This is a genomic window from Noviherbaspirillum sp. FW303-A3, from assembly GCF_058788695.1.
In genome coordinates this window covers 5,429,397-5,445,069 of record NZ_JBYTAZ010000001.1, presented here as the reverse complement: position 1 = coordinate 5,445,069, position 15,673 = coordinate 5,429,397, and the positions used below count along the sequence as shown (strand labels likewise).

Below are 15,673 nucleotides of genomic sequence, written 5' to 3'. Positions count from 1 at the left end.
CTGCTGGACCTTTAGCAACACGGGCTTACACAATGCTGCCTCGGCGCGGATCTTGACTCATCTGCCGGCGAAGGAAGGCGATTGTCGACTAAGAAAGGCATCGACACCCGAACGGAAGTCGGCCGTCTCGGCGCAGTGGGAAAACGACGTGAGTTCAACTTTTAATTGTGCCGGGAGGCTACGTTCGAAGGATGAACGCAGAAGCCTGCGCATATGACCATAGGCGATTGTGGGGCCGCTGGCTAGGCGATAAGCGAGCGCAAGGACCTGTTCTTCCAATGCCTCCTCCGGAACGACACGGTTGACCAGACCAACACGCAGCGCGTCCTCACAGTTCATCGTCTCACCCAGCATGGCGATTTCAAGCGCCTGCCGCAGCCCGACGAGCCGCGGCAACGCCCACGACGCGCCGGCGTCGCAGCATGCCCCTACGTTGATGTAGGCCAGGTTGAACTTGGTGCCTTCTGCGGCAATCGAGATGTCGGCCTGCAGCATAACGCTCATACCTGCGCCTGCCGCTACCCCGTGCACTTGCGCAATCAGTGGCGCATCCATTTCATGCAGGATACCGAGAGCTTCGTTGATGGGAAGCAGCAAGGCCCTTGCAGTGGCCACCGAGTCAACCGCTAAGGTGGACAAGTCGCCGCCGGCCATGAACCCCTTGCCGGAACCTGCTAGAACCACGCAGCGAACCAATCGGTCCACCGAAAGGCGACGTGCTGCAGCCAACAATTCATGTGCCATTTCCACATTGATGGCGTTCAGTGACGCCGGACGATTGAAGCGGATAACGGCAACCGACCCGCGCCGTTCGATCACAAGCGTGTTGCCGGTAAATTCGACCGCATCGGGAGAGGAACGGATTGAAGTGGACATGACGCGGCCAACCATTATTCGGCATCCGGTTGATTGGCAGGTGTCGCTCGCTTGAATGCATCTAGCTGCAGGCAGGCATCGTTGATCCGCATAATGGTCGGCATCGCCGACAGGTCGCAATTAAATCGCTGTGCGTTAAAGATTTGCGGCACCAGAAAACAGTCAGCCAGAGACGGCGCGTCACCAAAGCAAAACCGGCCGGCCCGCGCGTCGCGCGAGAGGAGCGCTTCGACTGCCGCGAGACCGCGTTCGCACCAGTTCCGATACCACGCATTCTTGTCGTCTTCCGACACCTTCAGGTCACGCGTAAGGTATTGAAGGACGCGAAGGTTGTTGATCGGATGGATTTCGCAAGCAACTGACAAGGCGATAGTGCGGACATACGCGCGATCGGCGGGTGATTTCGGCAGCAGCGGGTAGTTAGGGTAGGCCTCGTCGAGGTATTCGATGATCGCCAGCGACTGAGTGATTGGGGCGTGGTCTTCCTTGTCAATCAGGGCCGGAAGCAGGGCGGCCGGGTTGATCTGCTTGAACTCAGCAGAAAACTGTTCACCGCCGCCTTTGGTAAGGTGGATCGGAACCTGCTCGAAGGCGAGGTTCTTGAGGTTGAGCGCAATGCGGACGCGGTACGACGCGGAGCTGCGGTAGTAGCTGTAGAGCTTCATAGTGGTTTTGGGTGCCGACAAGAGTTGGGGCAACGTTATGCCCAGGTGACTGGCAAGTTGCGCATTAGATAAGTGTCGGCGCGGTCCAGCAGCGGGATCTTGCCGGCGGCACGCGTTTCCACGGTGCGCAAGTCGAGCGACTGCATCGCCTGCGCGCGCTTTTCCAAGTCCGGCCAGCTGACGAAAAACACGACGCAAGGTAGCGGACGGCCGCTCATGATATCGAACACGCCATGCACGAATGCACCGGCATTGCTCAGCGTCGGTACGGTCGCTTCCAAGATCTCGTTGCGCACCGCAGCCGTCTGGCCGATCGCCACCGACTGGATCACCATCTCGACCAGTGGTTCCGCGTGGTGGGCCGCCGAGGTCGGCGGGTCTTCCCATGCCTTGATGGCGCGCAGGAACAGGATGTCATAGCGTTCGACCAGTTCACTGCCTGCATTGGTACGCGCGCGGCATTCGGCCCAGGCCGGGTCGGCGTAGAAGCCTGCCCAACTCTCATTCCGCTCCTGCATGTTCTGGAACGGTGTGAGGTATACATAGAGCGGTGCAGCGGCCCCGGCAACGCCGGTCCATCCGGCGAGCGGACGGATTCCGTGTTTCGGGAAGATCGTGCGCAGATCATTCTGGACTCGTGCTTCCATGTCACGGATGCGGCCAGCGGCAACATTATAGAGGCGCAGCTCGTACACCGGATCGATTTTCAGTTCTTTTGCCATGGTGGGTTTCCTTTGGATTGTCTTTGGGGACATGCTTACTGCATGCGTTGGCCGCCGTTAACATCAAATGTGGCGCCGGTAATGAAGCCCGCATCCGGCGACACGATGTAGCGGACGGCTGCGGCGACGTCCGATGGTTGGCCAACGCGGCCGATCGGTATAACGGCAGGGTCGACGGGAGTTCCTGCGGGAATATTCTTACGCAGCATGGGCGTGTCGATTTGTCCGGGCGAGATCGCGTTCATGGTGATGCCAAGTGCTGCGCATTCCCGTGCGGCGGCGCGCAGGAAACCGATGACGGCCGCCTTGGATGCGGCATAATCGGCATACGTCGTCTTCGAGCCGCCGGTCTGGGCGGCTACCGAGGTGAACAGGACAATGCGGCCGTGTTCGACCGGTTTCTGCAGTCGGAGCTTCACGAATGCGGCGGACGCCAGGTAGGCGCCGCGTGCATTAATCGCCATGCTGGCTTCCCAGCGCTCGAGGCTCGACTCCCAGAAGCGCAAGTGCTTGCCATCATGCTCGGTCAGCAGGACACCGGCGGCGTGGACCAGTACGTCGAGCGGGCCCCCCTTCGATTCGGCAGCCGTAAATGCGCGCTCGACGCTATCGGCATCCGAGACGTCGACTCTGACTGCGCCATGGTCGTCGCCCGGCAGCGCGTCCGCCACGGCGATAGCACGTTCTTCGTTCAGATCGGCGACCACCACCCGATATCCATCCTTTGCAAGCTGGACGGCCACTTCGGCGCCGATGCCGCTTGCACCTCCAGTCACGAGCGCGGCACGGCGCGCAGCAGTTACATGCATGGGTTTAAGCCTCCTCTAGAGAATTGGCCGGTCTAAAGATCGGCGCTCGGGTTGTACGGGCGAGATGCAGGCCGGCGAGCCAGCCGAACGTCAGGGCGGGGCCGAGCGTAATGCCGGCGCTGGGATAGGTGCCACCCATAATCGAGTGCATGTCATTGCCCGCGATATACAGGCCCGGCACCGGGATGCCGTTTGTGTCGAGCGCTTGACTGTCTTCATTGCAGCGGATGCCGAGCGCCGTGCCGATGTCGCCGGGATAAACGGCAATCGCATAGAAGGGCGGCCGTTCGATTGGCCCGAGACACGGATTGGGCGTGCAGTCAGGGTCGCCGAGATAGCAGTTGTAGGCGTTGCCGCCCTTACCGAATTCCTCGTCGATGCCGTTGCGCGCCGCTGCATTGAATCGGTTCGCGGACGTGCAAAGAGCCGAGGCGTCGATTCCAAGCTTATGCGCGAGCTCGGTCAGCGAGCCGGCCTTGATCAGGTAGCCGTCGTCGATCAGATGTTGCCGCGGACGGCCACCGGGCAAGGCGAGGCCGAGTCCCCATTTTTCGATGAAATCGGCGTCGCAGACGAGATAGGCGGGAATGCTGTGCGTATGCGCGTGCGAGCGGTACATGGCAAGTACAAACTCGTGATACGAATTGGCTTCGTTGACAAAGCGCTGTCCTGCGCCGTTGACCGCCATCAGCCCCGGCTTGGCACGATCCCACACAAGGTGCGGGTACCGAACGATCGTGCCGTCCGCACGAGTGTGAATCGATACCGGCGCCCAGAGCGCAGGGCCGGCATGGCCGCTCCCGAGCGTTGCCCCTGCCGACTGCGCAAGCGCAAGCCCGTCGCCACAGTTGGATTGCGGCGCCATCGACCAGAGGCCGGTTGGCTTCGGGAAGTGCTGTTCGCGCATCGCGCAGTTCCACGGAAATCCACCGGTCGCCAAGACGATGCCGCGCCGCACGCGGATGTTCATCTCCGCGTTGTCCATATGGACGGTCACGCCCTGAACGCCTTCGCTATCCGTATGGATCGCGCGCACGTCAGCGGACAAATGGTATTCAATCCCACGCTCAAGAATGGTGTGGAACAGGCCTGCGGCAAGGGCGTTGCCAAGTACCAAGCGCGTACCGCGATGGTAGCCTTGCAAGCGATCCTTGAAATAGCGCATCACCAGGCGCATGCCGTGCCGCCACGCCTTGAGTGAGCGGGTGACGGCCAGCAGTTGCTTGGCGTCGAAGGTGTTGACCATCATACCGCCCAGCACGACGAATTGCGGCATCGGATCGCGCAGTTCCTTGAAGTGCGGGCCGAGGCGACGTCCGTCGAACTCGACTGGATCGAGGGCGCGTCCTCCCAAGGTCGCCCCGGGACAATTGGGATAATAGTCAGGTGCGGTGGCGCGCGCGGCGAAGCGCAGCGACGTATGCTGGGCAAAGTAGTCGACCATTTTTCCTGCCGCTTCCGCAAAGCGTTGCAGGAGGCCGGTCGGCGATGCATCGCCAACCGTTGCAGCGAGGTACTCCATGGCTTTTTCCGGCGAGTCCGGGTGTCCGAGTAAGGCCGCCTGCGTGTTGGCAGGCGCCCATACCACGCCACCGGAAATCGCGGTCGAGCCACCGATCCGGTCCGTCTTTTCCAGCAAGAGGACAGATAGCCCTTCGATATGCGCAGTAATGGCGGCGGACATGCCGCCGGCGCCCGCGCCGATCACGACCACATCGACGACTCGATTCCACCGCTCTGATGCCATTGCTGCCTCCTGGAAAAGGGACGGACGTACTCCGGCATACTTTTCTTAATGGCATACGACGCGCGGTGTATGCCGGCTCACCGGTAATAACTGACATTGTATCATTTATTCCCGGTTTGCCAATTGGGCAGCGCTCGCGATCTGTACTACGGCAATGCGGGGGGGCATGTCAGATCAGCATTTCTGCCCCCCGCCATTGGCCGTCATCAATGTGGCTGGACAAGAGGTCCAGCGCCAGGCGCTTGCCTTCGCGCACAGCGATCGAGTGGGTGCGGGCACCGTTTTCATACAGCGTCCAAGTCAGTTTGATTCCGGTGACAGGCGACCAGCTAAGCCCTTCGGTCGTGCTCTCGTCATACAAGGTGCAACTCGGGACGATCGTATGTGCCGCACCGCTGCGCGCCAGGTTCAGGCACAGCATCAGGGTGTCGACTTCAGCCGCTAGTTTCAGGCTTAGGCCCTTGCGGGCAAGGGCATGTTCAATCTGCAGCCGCAACCCGTTCGGGCGGCTGGGCAGGACCAGCCTGAGTCCGTCCACCATTGCCAGCGGGATCGCATTGTCTCCGGACAAGGCTGCTGCTTTAGTGCTAACCAGCATGGCCGGTTCGCGCACCAAGCGGGTGTGTCGATAGCCAGGTGTTGCTTCCGGATTGAACGGGAGGATCGCGAGGTCGAGCAGGCCGGCTGCCATGTACTCGCGCAGCACATTACTGGCGCCTTCGTAAATCCTCAGGCGGATGCCGGGCGAGCCGGCAATGATGCGCGAAGCAAAGTCCACCGTGAATGCATGGTGCCACGACGGTGGAATCCCGATGGAGAACTGTCCGGCGGCCTGTTCGCCCACCTGCTCCTTTAGGACTGATAGCTGCCGCAGGATGGGGCGAGCCCGTCCTGCGAGCAATTCCCCTGCTTCGGTCAACTGTACGCCGCCATGGCTTCGGTTGAACAGGCTAACGCCGAGCTCGTGCTCGAGTGCGGCGATGTGACGCGAGAGCGCGGGCTGAGAAAGATGCATGTCGAGTGCGGCCTTGCTGATGCTGCCCAGCTCAGCGACGCGCAGGAAGTATTCAAGAGGACGTGAATCCATGGCGGAAGGATATGCAAAAAGTGGATAACAAGTATAGCGGTAAAGCATTATCGCTATGAGTGGCGTCATCTTTAAGATACCTCAACGCCACAGTCCCGCACCCCTTCCTGGCGATGTGCCTCCCATGCGGCGGTGGAGCGGCGACCCATTTTCACAAGAGGAGAATCAATGAGCGCGCCCAAGATCATTGTCACTGTCGCCCCCACTGGCGGCATGGCCAGCAAGAAGCAGAATCCCAATCTGCCGACGCAGCCCCGGGAAATCGCCGACGACGTCTACCGCTGCTATAACGCCGGCGCCAGCGTCGTTGCGGTGCATGCACGTCGCCCCGACGATCAGGCGACCTGCGATCCGTCTATCTACACCAGTATCAACCGCCTGATCCGTGACAAGTGCGACATCATCCTGAACAACTCGACGGGCGGGGGCATCAACGGCGACATGGTGCATCCGGTCGGCGACAGCGAGTACTGGGAAATCCGCTGGTCCGAGCGCCTCAAGGGTATGGAAGGCGAGGGCGTTGAAATGTGCACGCTGGATGCGCAAACGGTGGTTGCCAGCTTCGGCGGCAAGGAAATTCTGGTGCCGACGATGCCATCCCGCATCCGCCAGTTGGCCCAGATGATGAAGGAGCGCGGTATCAAGCCGGAATGGGAAGTGTTCGGCCTGGCCGACATCGTACAGGACGTGCATCGCATGATCGCTGAAGGCTGGGACGAGGCGCCGTACTTCATCAATATCGTGCTCGGTGTGAACGCTTTCCAAGGCGCACTGCCTTATACGCCTCGCCTGCTGCAGACGATGGTCGATCACTTGCCAAAGAATTCCATTTTCAACGTGAGCGCGATCGGCGCGGCGCAACTGCCGGCGGCGATGAACTCGCTGCTGCTAGGCGGCCATGTGCGCGTCGGCCTGGAGGACAACCTCTACTACTCGCAGGGCAGGCTGGCGACGAATGTAGAACTCGTTGAGCGACTAGTACGCCTTGTCCGCGAGATGGGCTACGAACCAGCGACGCCGGAAGAGGCTCGCCAGATCATGGGGCTGCGTCCGCTCAAAGCGTAGTGTGGACCGATACGAGGAGACTAGCATGTCGCATGACGCACTCACCGCAATCCGCCAGAAGAATCTCGAGCGACTGTTCAACCCGCAGAGCATTGCGGTGGTCGGTGCATCCACCGACCTTGCCAAGGCAGGTTCCCAAGCGTTGCTGTCCCTGAAAGGGTTTCCCGGCCGTCTGATGGCCGTCAACCCGAAGGCGAAGGAAATCCAGGGCTTTCCCTGCTACCCGAGCATGCGGGAATTGCCAGAGGCCGTCGACTTGGCGATCCTCGCGATTCCAGCTGAACACTGCGTGAAAGCTGCGCAAGAGGCTGCCGAGCGCGGCGTTGGGGGCATCTTCATCATTTCGGGTGGTTTCGGTGAAACCGGCGAAGAAGGCGCGAAGCTGCAGGCGAGTATTGCTGACATTTGCCGCGCCAGCGGACTGCGTCTGCTTGGCCCGAATACCTCCGGCTTCATCAACACGCATGGGCAGTGCATCGCCAGCTTCGTTCCCGGCGTCGACCAGCTACGCAAGGGGCGTGTCGCTGTCGTCGCGCAGTCCGGTGGCGTCAATCTGTCGATCAGCTTCCTGATCGATCGCCTTGGGGAAGGAATATCGATTGCTGCCGGCCTTGGCAACGCGGTTGACGTATCGGCAGCCGACATCTTGCCCATGCTGGCAGAGGATGCGGCCACTGATGCAATCGCCCTGCATCTCGAGGGGGTGCCGAACGGCCGCGCACTGTTCGAGGCAGTGCGCGAGGTCACGCCGCACAAGCCGGTCGTCGCGCTGGTGGCGGGAAAGGCTGATATCGGCGAGTTTGCGGTCTCGCACACAGGCAACCTGATGGGATCGCACCAGCGCACCGTGTCTGCCTTGCGGCAGGCGGGCGCGGTCGTTGTGAACTCTACCGAGGAACTCGCGCAAGCGGCGGCCTTGCTTGCCTACAAACGATTGCCGCCGAGCGCCGACGCCCGTTTTGCCCTCGTCACCGGCCAGGCCGGGCCCGGCCTGTTAATTGTCGACGGTCTGAAGAGCGCCGGTGTGAACGTCCCCGAACTCGATGCCCAAACTCAGGAAGCAGTGCAAAAGCATTTGCCGCCGATGACGTTCATCAAAAACCCGGTGGACACCGGCCGTCCGGGCTCGGGCTTCCCGAACATCGTGGCGGCGGTTGCGAAAGCCGGCAACATCGACGGCATTCTCGTGTACGCACTGAGCGAGCCGTCGGTGCTGGCTCCCGCCGCTGCCTTGTCGCCGGCGTCCGAAGCCGGCAAGCCGGTCGTCTTTGGGACGCTCGGCTTGGAGCAAGACCTCGCCCCGGCCGTGGCGGCGCTCCGCCAGGCGGGAATTCCTGCCGTGCTCAGCCCAGAACGTCTCGTGCTGGCCGGAGTGGCGCTCGCGGTCGATGCCAAGGGCCGCTGGACCGCGCAGCAGCGCGGCGCCATGCCCGAGGTCGCTCCGCAAGAAACGCTGACCGGCTCCTTTGACGAAAACCGCGCCAAGGAATTGCTGGCGAAGTATGGCATTCGCAGTCCGCAACGCATCCTGTGCCACGACCCTGCACAAGCATTCGAGGCATTCCAACGCATGTCGCCGCCTGTAGTGGCGAAGATCGCGGCCGATGACGTGCCCCACAAGACCGAAGTCGGCGGCGTGCATCTGAATATCAAGGATCGCGAGGCGCTGAACGGTGCGCTGGACGCAATCGCCAAGATCCCGACCGGCGATCCGGGCAAGGTATTGATCGAGGAGATGGCGTCCGCCGGTGTCGAGCTGATTGTCGGTGCGGTACGTGATTCATCCTGGGGGCCGGTGGTGATGGTGGGATTGGGCGGCGTCCTGGCTGAGGCCGTGGCCGACAGCAGCGTCAGGCTCGCGCCCGTTTCCGACATCGAGGCGCAGCACATGCTGGATGAGCTACGCGGGCGCAAGTTGCTCGATGGCTTCCGCAACCTGCCAGTATGCGACCGGGCGGCGATTGCCGATGTGGTCAAGAGCATCGGCCGGCTGATGCTGGAGCATCCGGAAATCGCCGAGGTGGAAATTAATCCTTTGCGCGTGAATGCTGCCGGCGCGCTGGCACTCGACGCGCTGGTCGTTATCGACCGGTAGGAAACAACAAATCAGCGGGTTTCCTTAACACTAACCAAATGAAAGGAAGTCGGATGAGCAACAATCTTGGGCGCGTCGAGGACCTGCCAAAGGACTACTACGATGGACTAGTCTCCCGCAACACCTTGCCGCTCTGGCCCTCGCTACGCGCGGTCCTGCCGCATGGCCGCCCGGCGCGCCGTACACAGCCGGTCATCTGGCGCTTTGCCGATGTGCGCCCCGACCTGATCAAGGCGGGCGAACTGACGCCCATCGAGAAGGCGGAGCGACGCGTGCTGGTTCTGTGCAATCCGGGATTCGGGTTGCAGAACATGCAGGCGACGGGCAGCATCTATATCGGCCTGCAGCTGATCCAGCCGGGCGAAACGGCGCCCAATCACAAGCATTCGCCGTGCGCGGTACGCTTCGTGATCGAAGGCGAGGGTGGCTTCACGGTGGTCAATGGAGAAAAACTGCCGATGGAAAAAGGCGACCTGATCCTGACACCGTCGGGTACCTGGCATGAGCACGGCCATGAGGGCCGGGGGCCGGTAATCTGGCTGGACGCGCTCGACCTTCCGCTGATCTACAACATGGACGCGTCGTACGCGACGGACAGCAAGACTTCGCAGGAACTGACGAAGCCGGTTGGTGATTGCACCTTGCGCTTCAGCAAGGGGGGCGTTGTGCCGTACCGCTCGCTTGACAGCAAGGAGTCCCGCTATCCGCTGATGCGATTTCCATGGAAGGACGTCAAGCAATCGCTGCAGGGGCTCGCTACCTTGACGCCGATGGGGCACTTGGTCCATCTCGCGTACATCAATCCGGAAACCGGGCAGGAATGCCTGCCTACACTCGGTTTTTCTGCCATCCTGCTGCGTCCCGGCGAAACCGTGCGCCTGCCCAAGCGATCCGCATCGGCGGTCTTGCATGTCGTCGAAGGTCGCGGCCAGGCAGTGGTTGATGACGTCGGCCACAGTTTTAACGATTCCGACACGATGGCCGTGCCTACGCATGCGTCAGCGGTCCTGACCAATCTGTCCGCGACAGAGCCCACCTATCTATTCATGGTAGACGACGCTCCGTTGCATCGCAAACTTGGCATTTATGAGGTATTTGAATGACGACCTATCTGTTTCCCCCGCCCCCGATTGTATCTATTCCGGTCAAGGGCCGTACCGAGCAGTATGCGGTCCGCCGCATCTTCTGCGTCGGGCGAAATTACGAAGCGCATGCCAAGGAAATGGGCGTGCAGGTAGACCGCGAAGCGCCGTTCTACTTCACCAAGGCGCATGACACCTACGTACCATCGGGTGCGACCGTCGCCTATCCGCCGGGTACTCAGAATTACCACTACGAAATGGAACTCGTTTTCGTGATCGGCAAGGCCGGCTTCGAGATTGCGGAAAACAAGGCGCTGGAGCACGTGTTCGGCTATGCCTGCGGCTTGGACATGACGCGCCGCGATCTGCAACTGACTGCGCGGGAGCAACGCCGTCCGTGGGATCTGGGAAAGGATTTCGAAGAGTCGGCCGTCATTTCGGAAATTGTGCCTGCGGCCGACATCGGCCATCCGGACAAGGAAAGGATCGAGCTGCGTGTGAACGGCGAAACGCGCCAGTCTTCCGACCTGGGACTTCTGATCCACGGCGTGCCGCAGCTGGTTGCGCACCTGTCTCGATTCTACCGCCTGACCCCGGGCGACGTCATCTTCACGGGCACGCCGGAGGGCGTCGGCCCGGTGGTGGCCGGCGACCGCATCGAAGGTTCGATCGGTAAGGTCGGCAGCATCAGCCTCGATATCAAGGCATCGTGACCCAGCGCCGGCGCAGACGGGGCGACCGCAGTGGCGCCGGCACGCAGGGTACTTCAACGCCGGGGCACAGGCAGGCCGCCGGACCAGGAGCGAAAATGCATAGCACGAATGGGGCGCACAGCTATCCTGCGCCCGACCAGATTTCAGTCATCGGCGTCATCGGCACCGGCGCCGTGGGCGCAAGCTGGATTGCCTTGTTCCTTGCCCGCGGGCTGACTGTCCTTGCCCATGATCCGGCGCCCGACGCGGAGGAGAAAACACGAGAATTTATCCACGATGCCTGGCCGTCCTTGATGGCTCTGCTCGATACGCCGGAGATGACGATCCCCGAGTCTCGGCTGCGCTTCGTGTCGTCGGTCGAGGAAGCTGTTGCACTGGCCGACGCCATCCAGGAAAACGCGCCCGAACGACCGGAACTCAAGGCCCGCGTCATCGCCACAATCGACGGTGCTGCGTCACCAGAAAAAATCATCATGTCGAGCACGGGCGGCATTCCCCCGTCGGAGCTGCAGAAGGCTTGCAAGTATCCTGAGCGTTTCGTCGTCGTCCACCCGTTCAATCCGGCCCACCTGATCCCGCTGGTGGAAGTGGTAGCCGGGCAGGATACGGCACCGGCGGTCTCCGACTGGGCAGTCGCGTTCTCGCGCCGCATAGGCAAGCATCCTATCCGCCTCAAGCGCGAGGCGGCGGGGCACATGACCAACCGTCTGCAGTTCGCGTTGCTGCGCGAAGCGGTGCATTGCCTGGCCGAAGAAATTGCGTCCGCATCCGACATCGACGACGCCGTCCGCTATGGCCTCGGGCCGCGTTGGGCACTGATGGGCAGCCTGCTCACCATGCATATGGCTGGCGGCCCGGGCGGAATGAAGGGCATTCTCGACCATGCCGGCGATGCGATCGAGGGATGGTGGAGTGCATTGGGCCAGCCACACCTGGATGCAGCGACACGCGAAAAGCTGCTGCTTGCCGCCAGTGAGGTCTCACAGGGGCGCTCGATCAAGGAGCTCGTGCAGTGGCGGGACCGCAACCTCGCACGTGTCGTCAAACTGATGAAGCAGGACCAACCGACCGCTGCACAAAAATGCAAGAACTGAAACCTGGAGCAACATCATGACTACATTCAACACAAAATTGCCTCCCGTGCCGGACTGCATCAAGCTATCGCACGATGACAGCACGCTGATCGTACGTATCGCACGCCCCGAGAAACGCAACAGCCTGAGCGACGAGCTGGTGCTTGGCCTGTCTTCCCTGTTCGCCGCCATCTCTACTGACATTACCGGTGTGGTGTTGCATGGCGAGGGCGAACACTTCTGCGCCGGTCTCGACCTGAATGAAGTGAAGGAAGGCAGTCTGAACAAGGGCTTGCAGACCTCGATGATCGGGCAACGGCTGAACGACCTGATTCAGTACTGCCAGGTGCCGGTGATCGCTGTCCTGCATGGCGCGGTGATCGGAGGCGGCCTTGAGCTCGCTTGCGCGGCGCACATTCGTATTGCTGAGCCCTCGGCCTTCTACGCGCTGCCGGAAGGCATACGTGGCATCTTCCTTGGCTCGGGCGGATCGGTGCGCATCCCGCGACTGATCGGAACCGACCGCGTGCTGGACATGATGCTGACTGGCCGAACCTATAGCGCGGAGGAGGGTTATCACCTCGGCTTCTCGCAATACCTTGTTGACAGCGGCTCAGGCTACGACAAGGCGATCGAGCTGGCGAAGAAGGTTGCGCAGAATGCGCCGCTCGCCACATACGCCGTGCTGCAGGCGTTGCCCCGCATTGCGGAGCAGGATCCGGTGAACGGCCTGCTCACCGAGCGCCTGATGTCGACCATTGCACAGTCTGACGAAGAAGCCAAGAAGCGCCTGCGCGACTTCCTGGAGCGCAAGTTGAACAAGGTCACCCATAACTAGCCCGTCCGAACGATCGTAAGGAGTTGACCAGCATGCATTGGAATAATGTAAGGGTATGGGGCGACTTGTGTGACAACCTGGCGGACAGGTTCGGGGGAAAGACGGCGTTCGTCAACACGGACGGGGCCGAGCTCAGCTTTGCCGGCTTCAGGGATCGCGTCAACAAGCTAAACAATGCGCTTGCGAGCAAAGACGTCCACAAGGGCGACCGGGTGGCGATACTTGCAAAGAATTGCACCGAGTACGCCGAAACGTACGGTCTGGCCAAATCCGGTTTCGTCGTTGTTCCGCTCAACTGGCGCCTGACGCCGGACGAACTGTTGCGCTTGCTTGGACACTGCCAGCCACGCGTCATCATCGCCGACGCACAACATGTGCCGGTGGTGGATTCGCTTAAGGAGAGAATGACCGGCGTAGACCACTTCGTTGCCATTGGCGTCGCGCGGGAAGGATGGATCGAGTATGACGATCTTGTCGACAGTGCGTCGCCCGCGCCGCCTGTGCCAGTCGCACCGCTCGACGTTAACGACGTTGTGTGCCTGATGTATACCAGCGGTACGACCGGCGCCCCAAAGGGCGTGGCAATCACCCATCGCGGTATCCTCGGCAATGCCCGCACGTCCGCGCAGCATATCCTGCACCTTTCATCGGAAGACAGGACGTTGGCGGCCATGCCAATGTTCCATGCAGGGGGCATGTGGTACCACCTGCATCCGAGCTATTCAGCGGGTTGTACGTCGGTGATCATGGCCGGATTTGACGCCGCGAAAGTGCTCGACAATATCGGCACCCATGCAATTACCAATGTCCACCTCGTGCCAACGATGATCGGATCGCTGCTTGCCGACCCCGGCATCAATACAGCTCGGCTGGACACGCTGCGCGTCATGTTCTATGCGGCGTCCTCTATCCCCCTTGATCTTCTCAAGCGTGCGCTCGCGACCTTCTCGAAATGCGACTTTGTGCAGTCCTATGGCTCGACGGAAGCCGGAATGATTACGGCGCTGTCGGCAGCCGACCATTTGCGTGCCACGCAGGGTGGGGTTGAACACCTGTTGCAGTCATGTGGCAAGCCGGCCGCAGGAAACGAAATGCGCATCGCCGACGAACAGGGTGAAAACCTGAAGCCCAATCTCATCGGCGAGATCCTTATCCGTGGCTCCAGCATGATGTCGCACTACTGGAACAACCCGGCAGCTACCCAGAAGGCCGTTGTGAATGGCTGGTTCTGCTCAGGTGACCTCGGCTACCGGGATGACGAAGGCTACATCTACCTGGTAGATCGCAAGAACGACATGATCGTCACCGGCGGCGAGAACGTGTATCCGAGCGAAGTCGAAGAAGTGCTGAGCGCCGATCCGGCCGTCGCGATGGCATCGGTGTTCGGCATTCCTGACCCGGTGTGGGTGGAACGCGTGGTCGCCGCCGTCGTGCTTAAGCCCGGTGCAAGCGCTACGCCGCAGGACATCATAGCGCGCGCGCGGCAGCAGTTGGCGGCGTATAAATGCCCGAAGGAGATTTATTTACGTGAGCAGCTGCCCATGAACGCCGTCGGAAAAATCTCCAAGAAAGACCTGAAACTCGTCTTTGGCAACCAATAAACTACGAGAGGCATCCCTCAAATGAACCACCTACATTCAGATGTGCAGGAATTCCGCAATCACTTGGCGCGCTGGGTCAACGAACGGCTGGTACCGCAGGCTGAAAAACTGGACGAAACCGCTGAGTTTTCCTTCGATCTCATCCGCGAGCTTGGCGAGCTGGGCTATCTTGGCATCATGTATCCGGAAGAAGTCGGCGGCTCCGGTATGTCTTTCCCTTATACCTGTTACACCATCTTGTGCGAGGAACTCGCTCGCGGCTCGATGGGCTTTGCCGCCGCGGTCTGCATGCAGGGATCGACTGCGACCCATACCATCCATGAATGGGGTAACAACAAGCTCAAGGAGTTGTATCTCAAGCCGGCGTTGCGCGGTGAGAAGATCGGTGCGTTTGCGATCACGGAACCGAACGCAGGCTCGGACGCGGCGTCCTTGCGCACCAAGGCCACCAAGGTAGACGGCGGTTACCTGCTCAACGGAAGCAAGATCTTCACCTCAAATGGGACCGTTGCAGACTTCATCACGGTAGTTGCAACAATGGATGCTTCGAAGGGAGCGAAGGGTCTGGAACTGTTCATCGTCGACACCAAAACCAAGGGATTCACAATCGGACGGAAGCTGGACAAGTTCTCCATTCGATGCTCTGACACCGCGGAACTGGCATTCCAGGATGTTTTCGTGCCAGACGACCACTGCCTTGGCGACGGGCAGGGCGGCGGCTTTCGAAAGGCGTACAACTCCTTGACCGTGGACCGCATCTTCACGGCCGCGCTCGCGCTCGGCACCGGACGCGCAGCGTACGACGCGGCCCTGCGCTACGCAAACGAACGCAGCCAGTTTGGCCAGACGATCGGCAAGTTCCAGGCGGTACAGTTCAAGCTCGTCGACATGCTCGCTACGCTCGAGCAGGCGCGTCTGTATACGTATTATGCATCGGCATTAGCCGACCAGGGCGCACCGATCACGACTGAGGCGGCGCTGGCGAAGATTATCGCGGGCGACGGCTGTAACGAGGTTTGCCAGAAGGCGCTCTCCATCTTTGGCGGGTACGGTCTGATGAATGAATTCCCGGTGCAGCGCTTTCTGCGTGATTCGTATTTCCCGATGGTCGGCGGCGGTACCAGCGATATCATGCGCACGCTTGTCGCCAAGCAAATTGGTTTGTAGGCGATATTTTTGCGATCTCCAACAGTCCTTGAAATGCTCTAATAACTGATATATCATCAGTTTTAGTGGGCATTTCGAATCGTCAGCAACGACGATGTGCCGGGATGTTCCCGAAGCCGAGTACCGAAATACA

14 protein-coding genes are annotated in these 15,673 nt (G+C 60.8%); 8 read left to right on the top strand and 6 right to left on the bottom strand.

Annotation, left to right across the window (positions count from 1 at the left end):
- Positions 1–57 precede the first annotated feature (57 nt).
- From AC3WOY_RS25850 to AC3WOY_RS25825, 6 genes are all read right to left on the bottom strand, one after another.
- On the bottom strand, positions 58–876 hold the full coding sequence (locus AC3WOY_RS25850; protein ID WP_492429082.1) for an enoyl-CoA hydratase/isomerase family protein: 819 nt from the start codon (positions 874–876) through the stop codon (positions 58–60).
- Positions 877–890: 14 nt separating this feature from the next.
- On the bottom strand, positions 891–1,541 hold the full coding sequence (maiA, locus tag AC3WOY_RS25845; RefSeq protein WP_492429080.1) for a maleylacetoacetate isomerase: 651 nt from the start codon (positions 1,539–1,541) through the stop codon (positions 891–893).
- Between the two features lie 35 nt (positions 1,542–1,576).
- A complete protein-coding gene (locus AC3WOY_RS25840; RefSeq protein WP_492429078.1) occupies positions 1,577–2,263 on the bottom strand; it encodes an NIPSNAP family protein in 687 nt (228 codons plus the stop codon).
- A 35-nt stretch (positions 2,264–2,298) separates the two neighbouring features.
- Positions 2,299–3,072: an SDR family NAD(P)-dependent oxidoreductase gene (locus tag AC3WOY_RS25835; protein WP_492429076.1), complete on the bottom strand. Its 774-nt coding sequence runs from the start codon at positions 3,070–3,072 to the stop codon at positions 2,299–2,301.
- Positions 3,073–3,076: 4 nt separating this feature from the next.
- Positions 3,077–4,819: an FAD-dependent oxidoreductase gene (locus tag AC3WOY_RS25830; RefSeq protein ID WP_492429074.1), complete on the bottom strand. Its 1,743-nt coding sequence runs from the start codon at positions 4,817–4,819 to the stop codon at positions 3,077–3,079.
- Positions 4,820–4,988: 169 nt separating this feature from the next.
- Positions 4,989–5,906 (bottom strand): LysR family transcriptional regulator, encoded by a 918-nt coding sequence (locus tag AC3WOY_RS25825; protein WP_492429072.1) that lies wholly within the window; start codon positions 5,904–5,906, stop codon positions 4,989–4,991.
- Positions 5,907–6,074: 168 nt separating this feature from the next.
- Here AC3WOY_RS25825 and AC3WOY_RS25820 point away from each other — a divergent pair, with 168 nt between their 5' ends.
- The 8 genes from AC3WOY_RS25820 to AC3WOY_RS25785 all read left to right on the top strand — a co-directional run bounded on the left by AC3WOY_RS25820 (position 6,075) and on the right by AC3WOY_RS25785 (position 15,540).
- Positions 6,075–6,971, top strand: coding sequence for a beta-keto acid cleavage family enzyme (locus tag AC3WOY_RS25820; RefSeq protein WP_492429070.1), 897 nt, complete (start codon positions 6,075–6,077; stop codon positions 6,969–6,971).
- Positions 6,972–6,996: 25 nt separating this feature from the next.
- On the top strand, positions 6,997–9,066 hold the full coding sequence (locus tag AC3WOY_RS25815) for an acetate--CoA ligase family protein (RefSeq protein ID WP_492429068.1): 2,070 nt from the start codon (positions 6,997–6,999) through the stop codon (positions 9,064–9,066).
- A gap of 53 nt (positions 9,067–9,119) precedes the next feature.
- Positions 9,120–10,169, top strand: a complete 1,050-nt coding sequence (locus AC3WOY_RS25810; protein ID WP_492429066.1) for a cupin domain-containing protein — start codon at positions 9,120–9,122, stop codon at positions 10,167–10,169.
- Entirely contained in the window at positions 10,166–10,861 is a 696-nt protein-coding gene (locus AC3WOY_RS25805) for a fumarylacetoacetate hydrolase family protein (RefSeq protein WP_492429064.1), read from the top strand. Before AC3WOY_RS25810 ends, AC3WOY_RS25805 begins: the two co-directional genes overlap by 4 nt.
- 95 nt (positions 10,862–10,956) lie before the next feature.
- Positions 10,957–11,955, top strand: a complete 999-nt coding sequence (locus AC3WOY_RS25800) for a 3-hydroxyacyl-CoA dehydrogenase NAD-binding domain-containing protein (protein ID WP_492429062.1) — start codon at positions 10,957–10,959, stop codon at positions 11,953–11,955.
- Between the two features lie 16 nt (positions 11,956–11,971).
- Complete coding sequence (locus AC3WOY_RS25795; RefSeq protein WP_492429060.1) at positions 11,972–12,772, top strand: crotonase/enoyl-CoA hydratase family protein; 801 nt, start codon at positions 11,972–11,974, stop codon at positions 12,770–12,772.
- A gap of 32 nt (positions 12,773–12,804) precedes the next feature.
- Positions 12,805–14,373, top strand: coding sequence for a class I adenylate-forming enzyme family protein (locus AC3WOY_RS25790; protein ID WP_492429058.1), 1,569 nt, complete (start codon positions 12,805–12,807; stop codon positions 14,371–14,373).
- Positions 14,374–14,394: 21 nt separating this feature from the next.
- Positions 14,395–15,540, top strand: coding sequence for an acyl-CoA dehydrogenase family protein (locus AC3WOY_RS25785; protein WP_492429056.1), 1,146 nt, complete (start codon positions 14,395–14,397; stop codon positions 15,538–15,540).
- The last annotated feature ends 133 nt before the right edge of the window (positions 15,541–15,673 follow it).

Excerpts from the sequence above, each read along its gene's own strand:
- AC3WOY_RS25850 (WP_492429082.1), bottom strand. The coding sequence starts at position 876 with ATGTCCACTTCAATCCGTTCCTCTCCCGATGCGGTCGAATTTACCGGC.
- AC3WOY_RS25790 (WP_492429058.1), top strand. The coding sequence starts at position 12,805 with ATGCATTGGAATAATGTAAGGGTATGGGGCGACTTGTGTGACAACCTG.
- AC3WOY_RS25830 (WP_492429074.1), bottom strand. The coding sequence starts at position 4,819 with ATGGCATCAGAGCGGTGGAATCGAGTCGTCGATGTGGTCGTGATCGGC.
- AC3WOY_RS25825 (WP_492429072.1), bottom strand. The coding sequence starts at position 5,906 with ATGGATTCACGTCCTCTTGAATACTTCCTGCGCGTCGCTGAGCTGGGC.
- maiA (WP_492429080.1), bottom strand. The coding sequence starts at position 1,541 with ATGAAGCTCTACAGCTACTACCGCAGCTCCGCGTCGTACCGCGTCCGC.
- AC3WOY_RS25795 (WP_492429060.1), top strand. The coding sequence starts at position 11,972 with ATGACTACATTCAACACAAAATTGCCTCCCGTGCCGGACTGCATCAAG.
- AC3WOY_RS25815 (WP_492429068.1), top strand. The coding sequence starts at position 6,997 with ATGTCGCATGACGCACTCACCGCAATCCGCCAGAAGAATCTCGAGCGA.
- AC3WOY_RS25805 (WP_492429064.1), top strand. The coding sequence starts at position 10,166 with ATGACGACCTATCTGTTTCCCCCGCCCCCGATTGTATCTATTCCGGTC.
- AC3WOY_RS25800 (WP_492429062.1), top strand. The coding sequence starts at position 10,957 with ATGCATAGCACGAATGGGGCGCACAGCTATCCTGCGCCCGACCAGATT.
- AC3WOY_RS25835 (WP_492429076.1), bottom strand. The coding sequence starts at position 3,072 with ATGCATGTAACTGCTGCGCGCCGTGCCGCGCTCGTGACTGGAGGTGCA.
- AC3WOY_RS25785 (WP_492429056.1), top strand. The coding sequence starts at position 14,395 with ATGAACCACCTACATTCAGATGTGCAGGAATTCCGCAATCACTTGGCG.
- AC3WOY_RS25840 (WP_492429078.1), bottom strand. The coding sequence starts at position 2,263 with ATGGCAAAAGAACTGAAAATCGATCCGGTGTACGAGCTGCGCCTCTAT.
- AC3WOY_RS25820 (WP_492429070.1), top strand. The coding sequence starts at position 6,075 with ATGAGCGCGCCCAAGATCATTGTCACTGTCGCCCCCACTGGCGGCATG.
- AC3WOY_RS25810 (WP_492429066.1), top strand. The coding sequence starts at position 9,120 with ATGAGCAACAATCTTGGGCGCGTCGAGGACCTGCCAAAGGACTACTAC.